This window comes from Ureibacillus terrenus (assembly GCF_006569205.1).
GTDB lineage: Bacteria > Bacillota > Bacilli > Bacillales_A > Planococcaceae > Ureibacillus > Ureibacillus terrenus.
This window is the reverse complement of the sequence record NZ_VIGD01000019.1, coordinates 26,218-48,445: the sequence shown is the minus strand read 5'-3', so window position 1 is coordinate 48,445 and position 22,228 is coordinate 26,218. Positions and strand designations below refer to the sequence as shown.

Genomic DNA, 22,228 nt, shown 5'->3' with positions numbered 1-22,228 from the left:
CGCTCGACTTGCATGTATTAGGCACGCCGCCAGCGTTCGTCCTGAGCCAGGATCAAACTCTCCAAAAAGAATTTGATTTCACTCAAATTGTTTGTCCGAATCCGGTCCGCCGACGGGGCCGGCAAACGGAATTGTTTCTGGCATCAACGCTTTGGTGTTCAGTTTTCAAGGTTCATCGTTCACCAATAAAGTGAAGACTTTTATTAATCTATCACACTTGCATTCAAGTGTCAAATGTTTTTTTATCTTTTCTTGTTTGTTATATCGTGTTTGTCACACAACGTTTACAAATATACAACGTTTTTACGTTTTTGACAATAACAAAATTAAATAAAAAACAATTCAGAAAATTATCTTTCTCCAACAATGGAATTGTTTATAATGGTTCCTATTTTTTTATTACCCCCAAATATTCTCATTAAACATTGCCAGATTTAAAGTATAGTTCTAATTTTTGAGACGGCGAATGACGGCAGAAATTATCCATAATCCTAAAGCAAATAAAAAACGCCATTCCTCCCCCGGGTAATGGCGCTCATTTATTTTCAATATTAATGGGTCGTAGTTGCCAAGAAAATCAAGAATATGACGGCAAAGATATACATAATCCAATGGACTTCTTTTGCTCTCCCTTTAAGAACCATTGTTAATGGATAGAATAAGAAACCTACTGCAATACCTGTCGCAATGGAGCCTGTAAATGGCATCATGACCATTGTCAAGAAAGAAGGCACCGCAATCTCAAATTTCTTCCATTCAATTTCACCCAATGATGAAACCATCAGTACCCCGACCACAATAAGCGCAGGGGCAGTGACCGCACCGGTTACAACGCTCAATACAGGAGAAAAGAATAGTGCTAATAAGAACAGAAGCCCTGTCACAACTGAAGCGAAGCCTGTTCTTGCACCAGCCGCTACGCCGGAAGATGATTCAATATAAGATGTAACCGTTGATGTACCAAAAATTGAACCGATCATTGATGCAATGGAATCGGAAATCAGCGCTCTGCCTGCGCGAGGCAATTTGTTGTCTTTTACAAAACCGGCCTGATTCGCTACCGCCATAAGTGTACCCGCATTATCAAAGAAGTCTACAAACAAGAACGTCAAAATTGAAGTCAACATTGGAATCGTATAGAATTCCGGATCATTGAACGCCGTAAACAATTTTCCGAATGTGGGTTCAATACTTGGCGGCGCCGACAAAATCGCACTTGGCGTTTGAATAAGATTAAATATCATTCCGACGATTGCCGTTAAAACCATTCCAATGAATACTGCGCCTCTTACATTTAATACCATTAATATCACAATGGCGAAAATACCAAAAATTGAAAGCAGCACCTGAGGCTGTGTTAAATCTCCGATGGCAAGCAAATTGCTTGGATGGTCTACGACAATGCCTGCCGATTTTAGGCCGATGAACGCAATAAATAACCCTATACCGGCGCCTACTGATAATTTCAGCTCCAAAGGAATGGCGTTGATTAATTTTTCACGCAATCCGGTTAACGTTAATATGAAGAAGAACAGCGATGAAATAAATACGGCAGCCAAAGCGTATTCCCAAGGGAAACCGTGGCCCAATACCACTCCGTAAGTAAAAAATGCATTTAACCCGAGTCCCGGCGCCAACGCAAGAGGGTATTTGGCGAATATACCCATGATAAAACATCCGATGGCAGAAGATACTGCTGTGGCAACAAATACCGCATTTTGATCCATTCCGCTCTGCGAAAGGATGTCCGGGTTTACAACCAAAATGTACGCCATTGCCAAAAATGTTGTAAGTCCGCCGATGATCTCTTGACGATATGAAGTTCCTAATTCTTCAAATTGGAAATATTTTTTCATAATTTCCTCCGTATTTTCGTCGAAATGTCAAATATACAGTATTTCCCGTTTCTAAATATAAATTCCCGAGAACGGGTCTTTTAATCGGCTTCCATTCTAAAACAATAATTTTTTGACATTTTGCGACGAATTTTTATTTTTTACTCAAGTAATATATCACATTAAATTTCTTTCTTTCAATATGAATTCATAAAAAAACACGAACATTTCATCTTTCTTTTTCAATAAAGTTCGTAAAAATATTATAAAAAATGAATTATTTTCCTCTTTTTTAAACTTGCATTATTGACGGAATTTCTCAATTCCCCTCCGCACTCCATTCCTAACATTCTTGAAAAGCCCAAAACGCTCGCTCATTTCCCTAAAAAATGCATAAGATAAGACCCTCTTTTATTCACAAATAACCGTGTGAATAAAAAGAGAGTCTCATCTTGGAAAGGTGTCAGCCATCCTGACAGCCAACTGTTCAGCTCATTGATACCGCAGATTTTAAAGCAATTCTAATCATTCGGTTTTTTCATTACTCCCACTCAATTGTAGCAGGCGGTTTGGAAGTGATATCAAGAAGTACGCGGTTTACATGAGGCACCTCATTCACGATGCGCGTTGAAATTCTTTCCAACACGTCATAAGGAATACGGGCCCAGTCGCAAGTCATGCCGTCGATGGAAGTTACCGCACGGATTCCGACGGCATAATCATATGTGCGCTGATCGCCCATGACGCCGACGGATTTAATGTCCGGAAGCACCGTGAAGTATTGCCAAATTTCACGGTCAAGGCCGGCATTTTTTATTTCCTCGCGCAAAATGGCATCGGATTCCCGGACAATTTCCAATTTTTCTTCTGTGACCTCGCCAAGGACGCGAATGGCCAGACCTGGTCCCGGGAATGGCTGGCGCCAAACGATCTCTTCCGGCAAACCTAACTGAGTTCCCAATTCACGGACTTCATCTTTAAATAGCGTTTTGAGAGGCTCAATCAACTCAAAATGCATATCTTCCGGAAGCCCGCCTACATTGTGGTGGGATTTGATTGTTTGGGCAGTGGACGTACCGGATTCAATAATATCTGTATACAAAGTGCCTTGAGCCAAGAAATCCATGTCTTCCAATTTTTTGGCTTCGTCAGTAAACACATAAATGAACTCGTTTCCGATAATTTTGCGCTTTTGCTCAGGATCGGACACGCCTCTTAGTTTGTTCATGAAGCGTTCACGGGCATCGATTTTAATCACTTTCATTCCAAATTTACCTTCAAATGTTTCCATTACGCTTTCCGCTTCACCTTTGCGGAGCAGGTTATGGTCAACAAACATGCAAGTCAATTGATCCCCGATGGCTTTATGGACCAAAACCGCGACAACAGATGAATCCACCCCGCCGGAAAGTGCGCATAATACTTTTTTGTTTCCGACTTGTTCGCGGATTTTTTTGATTTGCAATTCAATAAAGTTTTCCATTGTCCAGTCGCCTTTTGCGCCGCAAATATCAAACACGAAATGGCGTAAAATATCATTTCCGTAAACGGAATGGCGAACTTCAGGATGGAATTGAACGCCATAGAATTTGCGTTCCACATCTTGCATGGCCGTGATTGGACAGCTTGGGCTTGTCGCGATTGTTTCAAATCCTTCCGGTAATTGAGTCACCAAATCGCCGTGGCTCATCCAAACCACTTGCTGTTTTGGAAGATCTGCAAACAATTGGTTATCCTTTGTAATTTCAATTTCCGCCTTACCATATTCTCGGGTGTCGGCGCTTTCCACTTTTCCGCCAAGGGTATGGGCGATTAATTGCATGCCGTAGCAAATCCCCAAAATCGGCAATCCCAAATTGAAAATCTCTTCATCCACTTTAAAGGCATTTTCGTCATATACAGAGTTTGGACCGCCTGAGAAAATGATTCCCACAGCGTTCATTTCTTTAATTTCCTGCGCAGAAACGGTATGGGGCTGCAATTCGGAAAATACGCCGAATTCGCGAATCCGGCGTGTGATCAATTGGTTGTATTGGCTTCCAAAATCGAGAACAACGATTTTTTCTTGTTCTTTTAATTGCGTCGTCACGTTTTACACCTCTTCTAAATTTTCTGCCTTATAATTTTTTAAATTTTACTCTGACTGTTATTTAAAATCAACTACTTGTCCGATTGATTAAATTTTCCCAACATTCTTTCAGTTTTTCATAATCAATTCCGGTTTTATTTCCATAAATATAATTTTCATATGCTTCCGTAATTTGGGACATATACGGGAAATGAAAAATTTCGTCCACCTCTTTTGCAAAAGCCCCCAATGTTTGCCCTTTCTTCCGCTTGAACCCTTTTAATTCTAACATTTTTAAAAGTCTCATATAAACGGCTTCAAAGGTTGTTTCATTAATATTTTGATTTTTTAACCACCGGCTATACCATTTCAGCATCCATCGCTTGCGGAAAACAACCAATAGAATGCCGGCAACGGCAATCCCTGAAAATAAAAGATACAATACATATCGCAAATATTTGAAGAGATTTTGAAAACTTGCCAATTTTTCATTGTTTTCCCGGGCAGTTTCCTCCTTGGTTCCGTTTTTTTTATTCTCCGGTTCCGTATTTTCGTCCGCAATCAGCATGTCCTCCTGGGATTCATCTGTTTCAATATCGAATTGGATGGAACGGTTTGCCGAAAAGCCTATCGTCGGCTCAAACGGAACCCAACCGGCTTCCGGGATATAGGCTTCCACCCAGGAATGGGCATGGTTGTTTGTGATTTTATAAGTGTCCAATTCCCCTTCGCGATCAATCAAATCTCCCCCGGCAAAACCTTTTACCCACCGGGCCGGGATTCCCACTGCTCTGAGCATTACTACCATGGCAGTTGAAAAGTTGTCACAATAGCCGAATTTTGTTTCAAACAAAAACTGGTCCACATAATCCTGATTTTCTTCGGGAACCGGCACCCCTTTAGTTTCATAACGGAAACCGTTTTTTCCAAAATAACTTTCAATTGCTCGGGCTTTCTCATAATCGCTTTCTTTCCCTTTTACAATTTCCTCCGCAAGATCAATGACTCTTCGGGGAAGGGATTCCGGAAGCTGCAAATATTTCCTGCGCAAGCCGGCATCCAAAGGCTGTTCCATTGTCGACATCAAGTCGCTGTAAAGATACTCCGGGGTGCTATATTCGATATGATACATATAATTCCCGGTATAATTTGCCGAGATTTTCTCCGTTTCAACATTCATGGTAAGATTTATTTTATTTTCCATCCCCTCGCTTAGATGGATGGCCATCAATCCGTATGGCTGGATGATAAAATCATAAGGATATCTTAGTTCTATATGAGCGAATTCCTTTTGCTCATCCGGACCGACCGGCAGTGAATGATAAACGGTTTGTCCCGGAGCAATTTCCGCGGTTACATTCGCATCTGAAGATACCCATCCCTTTGAGGTATAGATATCTTTCGTTTCAACACGCCAATATTGTTTCTTCGTCGTTTGGGCAATGAAGACCGTTGTATCATCCCCGACAAAAGAGCCTCCCAGAACGGAATCGTCCTCATCATAACCTACCTTGTTCACCTTTTCCCAAAACAAAGATCCTTGTCCCGCCGCGGATTTAATATAAGGAACCGGATCCGGCCATTGGGGATCCGCTTTTGGCAAAAAGATGGCCATAAGCCCTGCCATCCCGATCAAGAGAATGGCCGGCAGCGCAATTTTGAGATAGTGTTGCCAACGGAAAGAAGCACCATATTGAACGATCAGTTTTTTGATATATAAAAAGACAAGCATGGCCAATCCAAGCAGCACGACTTCCACAATAGCAACTGTACCGTCATATTCCGTAAAGGTATCCAATACTCCGATAAAAATGACCGTCAATACAAGAAAATAAAAAATGTTCATCCGGATCGTCAGCCAATAATGCACGATGTAGACGAGCATCCACATGAGAAGAAAAAATAACATCGTTTGAAAAGGATTCGTAGTATAAAAAAATTCTCCATGGGCAATTAAAGCGAAGTTGGACAATAATTCACGCCAAAGAAATCCGATACCTTCCGGCGAGATAAAAGGGGCATCGCTGTACACATGGATGGTGAACCAGGAAATATATAAGATTTTCACCAACCATGATAGATAAAAAGGAATACGGAACAAACTGATGAAAAGGCAAATCACGATAAAAAACAGGAATAAGTTGACATATCCGACGCCTGTCAGCATCATGACCGGCAATAGCCATTCACGCAAAATAAAAAAAATGACAATATAATATAATGCGAGTTCAATTTTATTAAAAGTTTCATATTTCACGGTCTGGACACCTCCGTGAAGACGTCCCGGAACATTGTTTTCGCAACCGGGACCACTTTTACGTTGCAATAGCCGCTTTCCATTTGTCGCAGCAATGCTTCGTCGGTTCCGGCGACAAAACAAATAATCCCCTTTGTCTTTCTCGCGTGATATTTAAAGAAGTGATTCAACGAATCCGTCAGCTTTCCTGTAAATAGGAGGATGAAAGAATCCAACATCTTCCCTTCTTTTAATAAAAGGGATTCAATATTTTTATTATCATTCGCTTTCACCATTGCCAATTGCCGCATGACTTTCTCCAATTGCGTGCGCTTTACATGAGGATAAAAAAACTGTTCTTCTCCTGCAATGTAAAATGATACATCTTCATTTTTCCCCGCCAGCGTCTGCAGCATCGAAGCCGAAAAATCTACCGCTTCCTCAAAATGTTTTCTCACTGTCGCATCTAATATAAGCAAGACTTCTTGGCTGTGACGGACTTCAAAATCTTTCGTCCTCAAGGTTTCATCCTTCGCAAAAGACTTCCAATGAATCCAGGAAAAACGGTCACCCGCCTGATAATCCCGGAGGCTTGTGACCATGGAAGTATCTTTCAATAAAGCAAAAGGAGCCACACTGCCTCCCTGATCATACCGCCTTTCGATTTCCCGGTAGTTCAACTTCATTAATCTTGGATAAACAATCAACTTTTGTTTGCATGGAATCAACTTATGGCGAACAGTCCAACCAAAAAAATCGGCAAAGGTAAATTGCAAAGCGGAAAAATCAATTACTCCCCGTTGCAGGTCCGGAATTTCATAAGACCAGGAAAAGTTTCTCCTCCAACCGACAAAAAAGATGTTGGCGCCTCCAATCATTTTTTCAGCAATACCATTATCGAGTCCAATTTCTTTTACAGTCAAAAAAGCTAACGGAAACCACGTTTTACTTTTGAAACAAACGGTAACGGACGCTTTATCGCCTCTTGATAATTTTGCCGGATGAATTTCCCTGCGCACTTCCTCAATACGAAGGGGAACAAAATTGAGAATCAGTGAATATAGCAAAAAAGGAATCAGAGTATAAAACAAAAACCAGCTGACAAAACCGCCTTGAAACATCGCATAACTGAAGGTGGCAGCCATTAATAAAAGAATGATAATAAAGCGTCCTAATCTGCCGATCAGTTTCTTCCCCGCGTTCATCTCTCCACAAACCTTCTGATCGGGATGACGGACCCGGCAATGATATTGTCTAATACATCATCCACCGTAACCCCTTCATAGCGCGCTTCCGGTTTTAAAATAATACGGTGGCCAAAGACAAAAGGAGCCAAATATTGGACATCATCCGGCTTCACAAAATCCCGATCCTGCATTTTGGCATATGCCTGGGATGCCCGCATCAATGCTATGGTCCCCCTCGGGCTGACTCCCAGGTAGACACCGGCATCCTCCCTCGTCGCCCGCGCCAATTGGACAATATATCCTTTAACCGAATCATCGACATAAACATTTCTCACTTCTTCTTGCAACTCCAGCAATTCATTAATGGTCACGACCGGTTCCAGATGATCGATTGGAACGGATTTTTCCGCGCGTCTTAAAATTTCAATTTCTTCCGATTCTGTCGGGTAGCCCATGCGAATTTTCATTAAAAACCGGTCCAGCTGGGCCTCGGGCAACGGGAAAGTCCCTTCATATTCAATCGGATTTTGGGTAGCCATCACAAAAAACGGCATTGGCAGCGGTATGACTTCCCCATCGATGCTCACCGATGATTCTTCCATGCATTCGAGCAGAGCGGACTGGGTTTTTGGGGATGTACGGTTAATTTCATCCGCTAAAATAATATTTCCGACTATCGGCCCCGGTCTAAACTCAAACTGCAATGTTTTCGGATTATAGATGGAAACGCCAAGTACATCAGAAGGCAATAAATCCGGCGTAAACTGAATTCTCTTAAACTCTGCGCTTACCGATTTGGCAAGGGCGCGGACCATCATCGTTTTGCCGACCCCCGGCACATCCTCAAGCAGCACATGCCCTCCGGCAAGCAGTGCAACAAGGCTGAGTTCAGCAACCTCCCGTTTACCGATGATTACTTTTTCTATATTGCCGATAATCCTTTCAATTTTTCTATGCATAAATGAATCCTCCTGCATTCAACGGAAATGTCAGAATTTACGAAAAAATAACATAAATAAAGCATAAACGATAATTCGAATAAAAAACAACTGATGGACCCATATACGAAATAAAACGATTGTTACATTTCTATACTTTCCGCATTTTTCCTCAAAAATAAACAAAAAGCGAAGTATTCACTTCGCCTTAACCTGTTTCAACTGCACACACTGTATAAGACGCCCCTTGATGTTTTTGGGCTGCATTCTCCTTCATCAAGTTGCGGCAATCAGCGCAGGGAACATTAATTGCTAAATCGAATTGCGGTAAGTGCGGATGAGGGCTTCCCTGTTTCTTGCTTTTTGAATATTCCTTTGATGTTCCAACAATCTTTTTCTCATTTCTTCGACGGATTCGCCATCCAAGGGCAGCCCGATCGCCTTTTTCACGGTATCATGTTTCATCCCGAATCGGGATAATCGGGCTTGTTCTGCGCTTTTCTTCCGGTTTTTTTGCTGTTGCCGGGGATTTTTCGTAAAGGGGAATCCTCTCCCGTTATTCATAATTGAAAATAACTGTCCATTGTTTGACCTCAAAAATTGCTTTGCATAAGTGCCGCCTACAACAGGTTGAATGCGGGAAGTTCTCAATTTTCCCCCACCTCCGCTTCCAATCTGGTTACCTTATATTTTACCAGAATTTATCCGTTTTTAATGGAATTGGATTGTTTTTGAAGCGAATTCTTATTCGAAAACATTTAAGCCCCTATCCGGAACAGCTGAGCATTCCGGATAGGGGCATCCCATCAATTGCCAACATATTCTTTTTATTTCCAAAAATCATCGAAAATTGTAATCGGCATGTGACGTTTATGCCGGGATCGCAAATAATGGCCTTCAATGATTTTTCTCGCTTCTTCCGGCACGTCTTTTCCTTCCAAATAATCATCAATCAGATCATAGGAAACACCCAAAGCTTTCTCATCCGGCAACTGCGGCTTTTCGTCTTCCAAGTCGGCCGTCGGCACTTTCGTATACAAGTGCTCAGGGCATCCTAAATATTCAAGAAGCTGCTTTCCTTGCCGTTTATTTAACCGGTAAATCGGCACTAAATCCACTCCGCCGTCACCATATTTCGTATAGAAACCTGTCACCGCTTCTGCGGCATGATCCGTTCCGACCACGACAGAGTCTGTCATTAACGCAATCGAATACTGCACTTTCATACGTTCACGGGCTTTTTCATTCCCTTTTGCATAGTCGGTCAATATGATGCCCGCTTCGCGCAATGATTCAACGCTGGCGTCCACCGCCCTTTTAATATTGACGGTGATGACTTTTGTCGGCTGAATAAATCGAATCGCATCCTGCGCATCTTGTTCGTCGAGCTGTTTCCCGTAAGGCATGCGGACCGCATAACAAGAATATTTTTGTTCTCCAACTTCTTCATTCAATTCATTGACGGCCATTTGCGTCAACTTTCCGACCAAAGTGGAATCCTGGCCGCCGCTGATTCCCACCACAAAACCTCTGATAAAGGAATGTTTCTTGGCATATTCCTTTAAAAAATCGACGGATTTCCGCACTTCTTCGGCAGGGTCAATCTTAGGAAGCACACGCAATTCTTTTATGATTTTTTGTTGCAGACTTTCCAATAGAAATCCCCCCTTTATTACATTTTTTCAACCGCTTCACGAATTTCTTGGATTCTGCGCATTTTGTTATCCCAACATTTTTGGCTGAGGTCAACAGGATATACTTCAGGATTCAGCGAACGTTTATATTCTTCCCATAATAATTCCAGGCTTTCCTTTGCATATTCCCGCATTTCGATGACAGAAGGGCTTTCATATACAATTTCGCCTTCGTCAATGATTTTTCTATGTAATTCCCTCGCCTCGAAGTTAGTGACAAATTTGGAAATAAAGGTATGCACCGGGTGGAACATTTTTAAACGTTTTTCCTCCTGCGGATTTTCATCCGCCATTGCAATATAATCTCCCTCTGCTTTTCCATTTTCTTTATTGACAATGCGATATACCCTTTTCAATCCCGGCGTCGTAACTTTTTCCACATTAGAAGTAATTTTCAGCGTATCTTCCATTTCGCCTTGTTCATTTTCAAATGCAACGAGCTTATACACGGCACCTAGCGCCGGCTGATCGTAGGCGGTAATGAGCTTTGTACCAATTCCCCAGCAATCGACTTTGGCATCTTGCGCTTTCAAGTTCAAAATCGTATATTCGTCCAAATCATTCGATGCAAAGATTTTGGCATCTGTGAACCCTGCTTCATCCAGCATACGTCTTGCTTCTTTCGATAAAAAGGCGATATCGCCGCTGTCAAGCCGGATGCCCACAAAATTGATTTGCCCTTCCAGTTCTTTTGCAACACGGATGGCATTTGGCACACCGGATTTTAATGTATTGTAAGTGTCAACTAAGAATATGCAATCCTTGTGGCGTCTTGCATACGCTTTAAATGCTTCATATTCATCTTTATAAGCCTGTACAAAGGAATGGGCGTGGGTGCCGGATACAGGAATGTTAAACAGTTTTCCCGCACGCACATTGGAAGTCGAATCAAAGCCCCCGATGATCGCCGCCCGCGCACCCCAGAGGGCCGCATCCATTTCTTGCGCGCGGCGGGTCCCAAATTCCGCTGCCACTTCATCTTTAATGATTTGTTTGATCCGGCTTGCCTTTGTGGCAATTAATGTTTGGAAATTGACGATGTTTAACAGCGCCGTCTCAACGAGCTGAGCTTCTGCCAGAGGAGCCTCAACGCGGACAATCGGCTCATTCGCAAAAACGACTTCCCCTTCCACGACCGAATATAAGGAACCTGTAAAACGCAAAGATTTTAAGTAATCAAGAAATTCATCATTATATCCTAAACTTTTCAAATAAGCCAAATCCGTTTCGCTAAAGCGGAAATTTTGCAAGTAGTCGATCATCCGTTCAAGCCCCGCAAAGATGGCATATCCATTGCCGAAAGGGAGTTTTCTGAAAAAAATTTCGAAAACCGCTTTCCGGTTATGAATGCCGTCAGCCCAATAGCATTCCGCCATATTGATTTGATATAAATCCGTGTGCAATGCTAATGAATCGTCCTGATACATTTCTCTCATTTCGGATCCCTTCTTCCATTATTAGTTAATTCTAGTATACACCATTCCTATTTTCCATTCGAAGTTTTCCCTAATAATTATTACAAAATCTCCTTAATTAAAAAACATATTCGTTCGAACGGAAAGGTTTTCCTGCAGCTTTTAATAATAGATATATGTTAGTAAATCTGAACGTTTTTTTAAAGACAAATTTTTATGCAACGCTTAAAATATGGAATGGATTAATTTCTTCCACAGCGGGAAATATTAAAATTGATGGAACAAACTTTGATGAATTTGGACCAACATTTTGGCGGCGGCATGTTGTTATTGTTTTGCAATCCTTTAATTCACCAAACCACTCAGCGCAACTTCCCGGAAATGGCGGGCAGCCAAAGCATCCAAGGCGCCGGCTTGATGCAAGCAGTAAAATTTACTGTTGATTTTGTTTGGTTTGATCATGGCGGCTGAATCGGCCGGTTATTTAATAAGTTATTATGTGTTCCGATATTATGGAATGAGCAATTTCAATTCATGGATGACTTGTCACAAAAAAACAATAATTTAACGATTTGTGAATTTCGAAGAAAAAAACTCGTCTATGATATAATTATTCTAAATACATCTTTAAAAGAAAAGAGGAGATCGTTATGCCAATTTTACGAGACTTTTTCATCGCATTATCTGAAAATCAATTTTTAAATAAGGCTGCGCAAAAATATGGTCTAAAACTTGGAGCCCAAAGCGTGGTTGCAGGTACAAATATCCCGGAAGTCATCGAAAGCATTAAAGAATTAAATAAGCATGGCATATCATGTACGGTCGATGTCCTCGGCGAATTTGTAAACGATCGGGCAGAAGCTGTTAAAGCGAAAGATTATATCATCGAAACAATCGAAGCCATCCACGAAAATGGCGTTGATGCCCATATTTCCATTAAACCTTCCCAACTCGGTTTAAAAATCGACTTTGATTTCTGTTACGAAAATGTGATGGAAATTGTCGGTACCGCCCATAAATACAATATGCATGTAAACTTTGACCAAGAGACTTACGACTTGTTGGAACCGACATTCAAGTTAATGGAAAAAGTATCTGAAACATATGATAACGTGGGAACTGTTATCCAGGCATATTTCTTTAAAGCGAAAGAATATGCCGAAAAATATAAAAATTACCGCCTGCGCATCGTAAAAGGCGCTTATAAAGAGTCACCAAATGTTGCTTACCAGGATAAAAACGATATCGATTTGAACTTTATCGAAATCATTGAATATAGTTTATTGAATTGTAAATTCACTTCCATTGCAACGCACGACCATAATGTCATCAATCACGTAAAACAATTCGTGAAAGATCACAACATTCCAAATGACAGATTTGAATTCCAAATGCTATACGGATTCCGCAAAGATATGCAACTGCAGTTGGCAAAAGAAGGCTATAATTTCTGTACGTACGTTCCTTTTGGTTCAGACTGGTACGGCTACTTCATGCGCAGACTCGCTGAAAGACCGCAAAACATTCAGCTTGTAACAAAACAAGTCTTTAATAAGAAAACAAATACGATGCTTGCCTTGGTGGCCGGAGCCTTTGCATTGGGACGTCTCACGAAAAGAAATAAATAATATAAAGTAAAATCAAAAAATCTCATCCAAACCATTTTGGATGAGATTTTTTCAATTTATTTTTCTGATGGAAGCTGGCGCTCACTTATTCCAACCTTTTTCTTTAAACCGGGAAATGGCTTCAATCCGGTTTCCGACGCCCAGTTTATCCAAAATCTTGGAAATGTAGTTTCTGACCGTTCCGGTCGATAAATATAGTTCCTCGGCAATTTCCTTTGTGGTTTTCCCCTCAGCAACCAGTTCCAACACCTGGCTTTCGCGTTCTGTCAGCGGATTTTCGCTTTCTTCTTCATAAACAATATCCACCAGTTCAGGCGCATAAATCCTTCTTCCATCCATAATCATCCGGATGGCATTGACAAGCTCCTCGATCGGGCTGTCCTTCAACAAATAGCCGCGAACCCCCGCTTTTCTGGCGCGTTCAAAATATCCGGGTCTTGCAAAAGTCGTTAAAATAATGATTTTGCAATCCGTTTTTCCTTTTAATTCTTCCGCGGCATCCAGCCCTGTCTTAACCGGCATTTCAATATCCATAATACAGATATCCGGCTTCAATTCATGGACAAGCCGCACCGCTTCCTCCCCGTTTTTCGCAAGGCCGGCCACTTCCATATCCTCTTCCATGCTGATCAATGAACTTAATGCGCCAAGCAGCATTCCCTGATCTTCCGCAATTACAATCCTTATCATTTCGCACTTCCTTCCTGATGAGTGATGGTAAGCGGAACCGTAATCGTCAATTTCGCTCCAGGGTTGCTCTCAATCATTAATGATCCGTTAATGAATTCCAACCGTTCCCGCATTCCTTTCAAACCGTTCCCTTCAAATCTTGTCCTTTCAGTGATTCCTTCCCCATCATCCTCTATAATCATGGACATCTCATTTTGATTTTGCCGTATTTCAATGCGGCAATTCTTTGCGCCGCTATGCTTCACAATATTGGTCACCGCTTCTTTTAAACACATGCTCAATACATTTTCCACCAATACAGGAATATTCAATTTTTGCAGATCGCCGATCAGCTCATAGCGGATTCCGGCGGCTTCCAGCATTTCTTCCACCCGTCCCAGCTCATCGCTCAATTTTACCGCTTTCATATGGGACACAAGTTCCCTCACTTCTTTTAATGCAATTCTTGCCGTATGGCGTATTTCCTTAATTTCCTGAATGGCCGCTTTCGGATTTTTTTCCACAAGCCGGCTTGCCAAATCGCTCTTCAAACCGATCATGGACAATTTTTGTCCGAGGGTATCATGCAAATCCCTTGCGATGCGCTGCCGTTCTTCGTGGATGATGAGCTCCGCAATCCGCTCTTTTGCGCTTTCCAATTCACCCGCCAAATTTTCCTGCTTGTTCCTGCTGTAAATGGCGATCGGCAACATGACGACCCCGACGACGGTGATGATAATGAAAGGCGTTTGGCTAAGAAAGGACTCCAGTTCAATAAAATAACCCGCTGCAATGGACAAAATCGTAAATCCGATATGCAATCCGTACATAATATAGAAACCGACCGTGCTTTTAATGTTACCTATGAAGAAAGAGGTAAAGATGGACAGGTATACATATCCATAAAATAACGTCATCAAAATATTCAGCGCCATCCCGAAACTGACCCACATGTAGACGAGCCCGTTATTCGAAAGGAAAGAGAAGTAATAAGACAAAAAATAGAGCAATATAAGGACAACCCCGAAAAAGATTTGAAGGGGCGACAATGTTCTTACAAGAAAGTAGAAAGGGAGAATGCAAAAGATAATCCATATATAAATGCTGATCCATTTGCTTCTCGGAAAAATCATGTACCAGTGTTTCATCAGTTCCACGCCATTCTTTTTCTTAATATTATATATTGCAAAAACAGGAAAGTCCCAAAAAGAGTTTGCTTTTGGGACTTTTCTTTATGCTTCGGCAGACTTGATTTTCCTTCCGCTATACACTTTTCCGACTTCTTTAAAGGAGACAAACTTTTTCTTCTTTGGATCGTACAATTTGTAACGGACCGATTCGAGGCTCGTTCTGATCGTGATTGTTGTCGCCTTTTGAAGCGGAGGCACGGAGTTATGGGCAGCTTCCAAATAATAATTAGGGACTCTGGGGGCCAAATGGTGCACATGATGATATCCGATGTTTCCGGTAATCCATTGAAGCGCTTTTGGGAGTTTATAAAACGAGCTTCCCTCAACCGCCGCCTTTACATAATCCCACTCCGGATCATACTCGAAATAGGATTCTTCATACGTATGCTGAATATAAAACAGCCAAATGCCAAGAGATCCTGCGATAAATAAGGTGATGCCGTGAACGAGCAGCACCGCTTCCCAGCCAAAGGACACAATCAGCCCTGTTATCATAAGGGCAAGCGCCACATTTGTAAAATGCGTGTTCAAGCGTTCTTTCATTTTCGCGTCGTTCCGGTTAAAGCGGTTCAGAACAAGCACCAAATATAACGGCCCAAGTCCAAACATCACAAAAGGATTGCGGTATAAGCGGTAGAAGAAACGTTTTGTTGCCGAAAGGGCCAAATATTCATCGACCGTCAACATGTCGATATCACCGATGCCGCGTTTATCCAAATTGCCGCTTGTGGCATGGTGAATCAAATGCTCCCTCCGCCATTTCTCATAAGGGAAGGAAGTAAGGATTCCCGTTATGTTTCCAACGGCATCATTCGCCTTTTTGCTCTTGAAAAAGGAGCCATGGGTACAATCATGAAAAATAATAAATGTTCTTACCACAAATCCCGAAGCGATCACACCGCAAAGCACACTGACCCATGGATTGGTATTTGCAAAACTGTAGCCGATCCCCCAGAAAAAGAGAAGGGGCAGGATGGTATTGATGATTTGAATGACACTTTTCTTCGTTTCCGATTTGGCAAATGGGGCAACTTCCCTGCGAAGCTTTTTCGTCTTTTCTGCATCTGTCATAGACATAGGTTTCACCTGTTCCTATAAATTGTTATATTCATCGTACAATGAATTGCCGTTGACCAATAGAATCAAATATCATATTTTCCACATTACAAATGTCATATACTCAAAAAAAGATTCATCCCGAATCCATTGGGATGAATCCTTTTTTCAATAAAAATGCAATTGGTAATACACGATGTCCAGCCATTTCCCGAATTTGTATCCGACATTTTTTAACCGGCCCGCCAGACGAAACCCGAATTGTTCGTGCAACTTGATGCTGGCGATATTTTCTGAATCAATGACGGCTATCAGCGTCCTTACGTTCCGTTTTTTCGCTTCTTCAATGATTTTTTCCATCAGCCGCTTGCCGATTCCCTTGCCTTGGTACTTCGGCGCAACGTAAACGGAGTGTTCCATGGAATACTTATATCCTTCATTCGGAACGAATCGTTTGAACGCGGCGAATCCTGCGACCTCCCCGTTTTCTTCATAGACGTACATCGGATTATTTTCCTTTTCATTTTCAAAAAACCATTTCCGTTTTTCTTCCAATGTTTCAGGCTCTGTGCGATAAAGGGCTGTCGTGTGCAAAATGGCATCATTATAAATTTCCAATACGCTTTCCAAATCTTCCATTTTCATCGGACGGATCATAACGCATCCTCCCCTCCTCGTCTGTTAAAGTGTTTACAAACATTTTCAAGCGGAATGAAAACGGATTTTTTATAAAATAACCATTCATCAATGAAAAACATCCCCTTCCACGAGGGGATGTTTTTATTAAACGTTGAAATATCTTGCGCCCGGATGGGCAAAGACAATCGCCGAGACGCTTGCTTCCGGTTCCATCATATAGCCTTCTGTCAAATGCACGCCGATCTGTTCCGGCTTCAGCAACTTAAACAGCTTTTCCTGGTCCTCCAAATTCGGGCAAGCAGGGTAGCCAAAGGAGAAGCGCTGTCCCTGGTACTTCGCAGCAAACCGCTCTTTCATCGTAAAGTCTGTCGGATCCGGGAATCCCCAAACGTCGCGGATTTCCTGATGCAGGCGTTCCGCAAATCCTTCCGCAAGCTCGAGCGCTGTCGACAGCAATGCATGGCTTTCCAAAAATTTTCCTTCTTCTTTTAATTGGTCCGCCTTCTCTTTTGCGCCATGTCCTGCCGTCACCACCATGAGCGCCACATAATCCATTTCGCCGCTGTCCACGGATTTTAGATAGTCGGCAAGACATAGGTATGGCTCCTCTTTTTGGCGAGGGAAATGGAAACGCTCAATTTCTGTTTTCATATCTTCCGGATTGTAAATAATCACGTCGTCCCCATCGCTTTGGGCAGGGAAAAAACGGTACATTCCCGAAGGTTTGAGCACCCCGGAATTCAAAATATCCAGAACCAGATTGTACAATTCCGTCGCCCGTTCGTCTTTTTCTTCCAATAATTTTTCAACGTTGCCCTTCAAACCCAAATGATGGCCGAGCAATGTGCGCATATTGATATAGGGCAACAGGTGTTGCACTGAATAGTTTTTCTTAATATGCACTTTCAAATCTTTCGGCACAAACACCGGCGCATCCTCGACCGTGCGTGCCTGTCTTTTCGGAGCTTCAATTTTCGGCCGGTTTGCGCGCTTTGCGTCCGCAGCCAATCGTTTTTCCCGGGATTCCCGCAATTCTTCGAGCAGTTTCTCCCGCTCGTCCGGATCCATCAACCGGTTGGCATGATCTAACCCTTGCATCGCATCTTTGGCATAAATGACAGGTCCATCATATTCCGGGGCTATTTTCGTTTCTGTAAAGCGCTTCGTTAAAGCTGCTCCTCCGACGAGAACCGGAACATTGATTCCGGCCGCTTTAAAGTCCTGTACCGTCAACACCATTTGCTGCGCCGATTTCACCAACAGTCCTGACAAGCCGACAATATCCGGATTTTCCTTACGAATGGCTTCAATTAATTCTGCAGGCGTTACTTTTATTCCTAAATCAATCACTTGATAACCGTTGTTGCTCAAAATAATGTCCACCAAGTTTTTCCCAATGTCGTGGACGTCGCCTTTCACCGTTGCTAAAATCACTTTCCCTTTTCCGCCGCTATCTTCCACTTTCTCCATATATTGTTCAAGATGGGCAACGGCCGCTTTCATGACGCCGGCACTTTGCAGCACTTCCGCCACGATTAACTGGTTGTCATTGAATAAGCGCCCCACTTCCGCCATGCCGTCCATCAACGGTCCATTAATGATGTCCAGCGGAGTGTCGTATATTTTCCGGGCTTCCTCCAAATCTTCAATCAATCCTTCTTTCGTTCCTTCCACGATGTAATATTTCAGGCGCTCCTCCACCGTGGCAGGAAGCTCTGCCTTTTTCTCTTCTTTCTTTTTATCGCGGTAAAAGGCCGTAAACTTCGCCAATGTTTCATCGTTTGTATGGAAGATTAAATCGTTCGCCAGTTGGATTTCCTCTTCAGGCAAAGAGGCGTATCGTTCCAATTTCTCCGTATTCACGATGGCATAATCCAGGCCGGCCTGTGTGCAGTGGTATAAGAACACCGCATTCAACACTTCCCGTCCCACCGGAGGAAGACCAAAGGATACATTGCTGATTCCAAGAACCGTTAAAGCCCTAGGGAATTTTTGTTTAATGAGACGTATTCCTTCAATCGTTTCTTCCGCGGCGCCGATATATTGCTCATCCCCGGTGCCGACAGGGAATACCAGCGGGTCGAAGATAATGTCTTCCGGTGCAAGACCCCATTTTTCAGTCAGAATTTTATAAGAACGTTCCGCAATCTCCAATTTTCTTTCTCGGGTAATCGCCATTCCTTTTTCGTCAATGGTGCCCACCACTACAGAAGCTCCATATTTTTTCACGATCGGGAGCACTTTATCAAAACGTTCTTCCCCATCTTCCAAGTTGATGGAATTGATAATCGCTTTACCTTGTGAAAATTTCAACGCTTCCTCGATAACCCGCTCATCCGTTGAGTCGATCATGAGAGGCACTTTTACCTTTTTCACCACTTCTTGCATAAACTTGCGCATATCTTCGAGCTCGTCACGGTCAGGATTCGCCAAACAAATATCGATGACATGCGCTCCTTTTTTGACCTGTGCCCGCGCAATTTCTGCAGCTTCTTCATATTTCCCTTCAATAATTAACTGCTTAAATTTGCGGGATCCGATGACGTTTGTTCTTTCCCCGATAAACAACGGGCGCATGGATTCGTCATAAATTAACGGTTCAATTCCTGAAACTGCATGCCCGTGAGTGTGTTCTTTCTTCTGGCGCGGTTTATATCCTTTGACCGCTTCACGGATGGCTCTGATATGGGCAGGTGTCGTACCGCAGCAACCTCCGACAATGTTTAACCAGCCTTTTTCAGCAAAACCTTTCAATTTCGTTGATAACGATTCCGGCGTTTCGTGATAATGCCCTTCTTCATCCGGCAGGCCCGCATTGGGATAACAGCTGATATAACTTTCGGATATTTCGGAAAGGGAGCGGATGTGGTCTGTCATGAACTCAGGCCCTGTCGCACAGTTAAGACCGATTGAGAGCGGATGGATATGCTCGATGGAAATATAGAAAGCTTCAATCGATTGGCCTGCAAGGGTTGTGCCCATCGGTTCAATCGTTGCGGAAACCATGATTGGAAGCTCTTTCCCCGTTTCCTTAAATGCCCGCTTTACGCCAAGAGTCGCCGCTTTAACGTTCAACATATCCTGGCTCGTTTCAAGCAAGAGCAGATCCGCTCCCCCATCAATCAATCCCTTTGCCTGGATATAAAAATTTTCGGCAAGTTCATCAAAAGTGACCCCACCGGTCACAGATAACGTTTTTGTCGTTGGACCGATTGATCCTGCTACAAAACGCGGCCAATCGCTTGTGGAAAATTTCTCCGCCTCCGCCTTTGCGATTTCGGCCGCCTTTTTATTGATTTCATAAGCTTTTTGGCCTAACCCGTATTCATCTAACACGAGGGGAGTTCCCCCGAAGGTATCGGTGGAAATAATATCCGCCCCCGCCTCCAAATATGCCCTGTGTATGCCTGCAATCACGTCAGGTCTTGTTAATACGAGGTGTTCGTTGCACCCTTCATATTCTTCCCCGCCGAAATCTTCCGGTTTCAAATTTGCCTGCTGGAGCATTGTCCCCATTGCTCCATCGATGATTAAAATTCTTTTTTTCAACTGTTCTTCGATCGGATGGTTAACCATTTGCCTTTACTCCTTTGTTTTGCTCATCAAGTTGTTGAATGTATTGCAGTAATTCGATTGTTAGTTCATAGCGCATAAATGGCGTAATCAAATAGATGCCATTAAAGTATTCCGTTGCGGTGTCCAGCAACTCTTTCGCGATTTCAAGGCCGACCCTCGTTTCTTCCTCTTTATTCCCGCTCACTTGCTTCATTCTTTCTAAAACTTCGTCGGACAATTTAATCCCCGGCACTTCATGGTGCAAAAATTCCGCATTTTTAAAGCTTGTCAACGGCATGATTCCGATGTAAATCGGTGTTTCCAAATGTTTTGTCGCCTCATAAACTTCCACAATCTTTTCTTTTGTATAGACCGGCTGGGTGATGAAATAATCCGCGCCATGTTCAATTTTTTTCTCGAGCCGGCTAACCGCCCGGTCAAGCACTCTTACATTGGGATTGAACGCTGCCGCGACAGAGAAATTCGCTTTCTTTCCGAGCGATTTTCCTGAGAATGAAATTCCTTCGTTCAATTGTTTAATAAGGGAAATCAATTCCATCGACGATACGTCATAGACGCTTGTCGCCCCCGGAAAATCCCCGACCTTTGTCGGATCCCCTGTCACGGCCAGTACATCATGAAGCCCGAGAGCGTTTAATCCCATCAAATGGGACTGCAATCCGATCAAATTCCGGTCCCGGCAAGTAATATGCGGCATTGTGCGGATACCGTATTTCAGTTTTAAAATAGCCCCCATCGCCAAGTTGCTGATTCTTGGAGAGGCCAGTGAATTGTCCGCCATCATGATGAGGTCTGCGCCAGCCTCATAAAGGGCCTTTGCACCTTCAATAAATTTTTCGATTTCAAGATGTTTTGGCGTATCCAATTCGACAATGACGGAACGTTCCCGTTTGGCCTTTTCATGAAGCGGCTCGAAGCTGCGGGGCTCCGCTTCCCGGATAACGATTTCCCTATGAGGCTTCGCCGCTTTCTTCTCAACCGGCCGAAAATGGGCAAGTTTCTTTTTCATTGCCTCGATATGTTTTGGTGTCGTACCGCAGCATCCGCCAATCAGCCTTACGCCTTCCTTGCACAATTCCACTGCGGCCCGTGCGAAATAATCCACTTCCGATTCATACACGACACGGCCATCTTCAATATCTAATAGAGAAGCGTTCGGGTAAGCCGACAAAAAGGCGCGTTCCGGAATTTCCACCTCTTCAAAGGCCTGGATTGTGTGATAAGGACCCAGACGGCAGTTCACGCCTACAACATCCGCGCCCAATGATTCCAGCTGCTTCAATGCATCATTCAATTTCATGCCGTTCATTAGGACGCCCGGCTCCTGCATGGAAACCTGGGCGATGATCGGCATATCGGTCATTGTTCTGAGCATTGCCAACGTTGCGGTAAGTTCTTCAAAATCGTAATACGTTTCCAGCAATAAACCGTCCAAATTCCCGCCAATCAATACTTCCGCCTGTTCACGGGCCGCTTCCAAAATCTCATCCAATGTATGGTCAACTTTGCGTATGCCGCGTATGCCGCCAATCGAGCCTAAAATAAACACTTTATGCCCTTCTGCAGCGCGTTTGGCGATTTCAATCGCGCTTTGGTTGATTTCCGCTGTTTTGAATTCCAAGCCGTATCGGGCAAGTTTGATTCTATTGGCGCCATAGGTATTCGTCTGAATCACATCAGCGCCGGCCTGTATGTATTGACTATGAATCTTTTCAATGATTTCCGGTCTTTCAATATTCATTTCTTCATGGCAGTATTCTAGTCCATATGAATATAAAAGTGTCCCCATTGCCCCATCGGCAACTAACACTTTATCTTTCAGCGCATCCAAAAGCCCCATCCGAATTACCTCACTTTTCTTTACTTCATTAATTTTCAGTTAATTCGTCTAAAAGAAAAAGCCTTCTCGCGAAAGAAGGCTTGCCAATTCCTCAGAATTCCACCTTATCTTTCGGCAATTGCCGCTGGATTTAGCACCTTGCTAATGGCTAGCGGTTGCTGAAGCTTCCTTGGGCCAGTTCCCTCCACTTCTCTTGATAAGTGCTCTATTCTATTTTGAAATACCAATTTAATAGCATACATCTTAAACTGTATTCT

The 22,228-nt window shown here is 43.0% G+C and carries 16 protein-coding genes, 1 rRNA gene and 1 riboswitch; of the genes, 2 read left to right on the top strand and 15 right to left on the bottom strand.

The window, feature by feature from the left end:
- The 9 genes from FKZ59_RS12505 to FKZ59_RS12465 all read right to left on the bottom strand — a co-directional run.
- Nucleotides 1–68, bottom strand: a 16S ribosomal RNA gene (locus tag FKZ59_RS12505); the annotation flags it as partial.
- 483 nt (nt 69–551) lie between these two features.
- Nucleotides 552–1,856, bottom strand: a complete 1,305-nt coding sequence (locus FKZ59_RS12500; protein ID WP_141603092.1) for an NCS2 family permease — start codon at nt 1,854–1,856, stop codon at nt 552–554.
- A 520-nt stretch (nt 1,857–2,376) separates the two neighbouring features.
- Complete coding sequence (gene guaA, locus FKZ59_RS12495; RefSeq protein WP_141603091.1) at nt 2,377–3,924, bottom strand: glutamine-hydrolyzing GMP synthase; 1,548 nt, start codon at nt 3,922–3,924, stop codon at nt 2,377–2,379.
- A 67-nt stretch (nt 3,925–3,991) separates the two neighbouring features.
- Nucleotides 3,992–6,160 (bottom strand): transglutaminase TgpA family protein, encoded by a 2,169-nt coding sequence (locus tag FKZ59_RS12490; RefSeq protein ID WP_141603090.1) that lies wholly within the window; start codon nt 6,158–6,160, stop codon nt 3,992–3,994.
- The gene (locus FKZ59_RS12485; RefSeq protein ID WP_141603089.1) at nt 6,157–7,344 is read right to left on the bottom strand and encodes a DUF58 domain-containing protein; all 1,188 of its coding nucleotides are present in this window, start codon (nt 7,342–7,344) and stop codon (nt 6,157–6,159) included. Before FKZ59_RS12485 ends, FKZ59_RS12490 begins: the two co-directional genes overlap by 4 nt.
- Nucleotides 7,341–8,285 carry an AAA family ATPase gene (locus FKZ59_RS12480; RefSeq protein WP_141603088.1) on the bottom strand — a complete coding sequence of 315 codons (945 nt, stop codon included), beginning with the start codon at nt 8,283–8,285 and terminating at the stop codon, nt 7,341–7,343. Before FKZ59_RS12480 ends, FKZ59_RS12485 begins: the two co-directional genes overlap by 4 nt.
- A gap of 291 nt (nt 8,286–8,576) precedes the next feature.
- Complete coding sequence (locus tag FKZ59_RS12475) at nt 8,577–8,915, bottom strand: hypothetical protein (protein WP_141603087.1); 339 nt, start codon at nt 8,913–8,915, stop codon at nt 8,577–8,579.
- Between the two features lie 176 nt (nt 8,916–9,091).
- A complete protein-coding gene (gene nadE / locus FKZ59_RS12470) occupies nt 9,092–9,919 on the bottom strand; it encodes an ammonia-dependent NAD(+) synthetase (RefSeq protein ID WP_141603086.1) in 828 nt (275 codons plus the stop codon).
- A gap of 17 nt (nt 9,920–9,936) precedes the next feature.
- On the bottom strand, nt 9,937–11,394 hold the full coding sequence (locus tag FKZ59_RS12465) for a nicotinate phosphoribosyltransferase (protein ID WP_141603085.1): 1,458 nt from the start codon (nt 11,392–11,394) through the stop codon (nt 9,937–9,939).
- Between the two features lie 252 nt (nt 11,395–11,646).
- Here FKZ59_RS12465 and FKZ59_RS12460 point away from each other — a divergent pair, with 252 nt between their 5' ends.
- Together FKZ59_RS12460 and FKZ59_RS12455 are read left to right on the top strand one after the other, a co-directional pair.
- Nucleotides 11,647–11,844: a hypothetical protein gene (locus FKZ59_RS12460; protein WP_141603084.1), complete on the top strand. Its 198-nt coding sequence runs from the start codon at nt 11,647–11,649 to the stop codon at nt 11,842–11,844.
- 179 nt (nt 11,845–12,023) lie between these two features.
- Complete coding sequence (locus FKZ59_RS12455; RefSeq protein WP_141603083.1) at nt 12,024–13,001, top strand: proline dehydrogenase family protein; 978 nt, start codon at nt 12,024–12,026, stop codon at nt 12,999–13,001.
- 81 nt (nt 13,002–13,082) lie between these two features.
- Here the strand turns inward: FKZ59_RS12455 and FKZ59_RS12450 are convergent, their stop codons facing one another.
- From FKZ59_RS12450 to FKZ59_RS12425, 6 genes are all read right to left on the bottom strand, one after another.
- Nucleotides 13,083–13,691 (bottom strand): response regulator transcription factor, encoded by a 609-nt coding sequence (locus tag FKZ59_RS12450; RefSeq protein WP_141603082.1) that lies wholly within the window; start codon nt 13,689–13,691, stop codon nt 13,083–13,085.
- The gene (locus FKZ59_RS12445; protein ID WP_246045890.1) at nt 13,688–14,818 is read right to left on the bottom strand and encodes a sensor histidine kinase; all 1,131 of its coding nucleotides are present in this window, start codon (nt 14,816–14,818) and stop codon (nt 13,688–13,690) included. The genes FKZ59_RS12450 and FKZ59_RS12445 overlap by 4 nt, the downstream gene beginning before the upstream one ends.
- Nucleotides 14,819–14,902: 84 nt before the next feature.
- Nucleotides 14,903–15,937: a fatty acid desaturase gene (locus FKZ59_RS12440; RefSeq protein ID WP_141603081.1), complete on the bottom strand. Its 1,035-nt coding sequence runs from the start codon at nt 15,935–15,937 to the stop codon at nt 14,903–14,905.
- Nucleotides 15,938–16,084: 147 nt separating this feature from the next.
- Complete coding sequence (locus FKZ59_RS12435) at nt 16,085–16,573, bottom strand: GNAT family N-acetyltransferase (protein ID WP_141603080.1); 489 nt, start codon at nt 16,571–16,573, stop codon at nt 16,085–16,087.
- Nucleotides 16,574–16,699: 126 nt separating this feature from the next.
- Nucleotides 16,700–20,131, bottom strand: coding sequence for a methionine synthase (metH, locus tag FKZ59_RS12430; RefSeq protein WP_141603079.1), 3,432 nt, complete (start codon nt 20,129–20,131; stop codon nt 16,700–16,702).
- Nucleotides 20,124–21,971, bottom strand: coding sequence for a bifunctional homocysteine S-methyltransferase/methylenetetrahydrofolate reductase (locus FKZ59_RS12425; RefSeq protein WP_141603078.1), 1,848 nt, complete (start codon nt 21,969–21,971; stop codon nt 20,124–20,126). Before FKZ59_RS12425 ends, metH begins: the two co-directional genes overlap by 8 nt.
- Nucleotides 21,972–22,072: 101 nt before the next feature.
- A riboswitch (SAM riboswitch) is annotated at nt 22,073–22,174 on the bottom strand.
- Nucleotides 22,175–22,228: the final 54 nt, after the last annotated feature.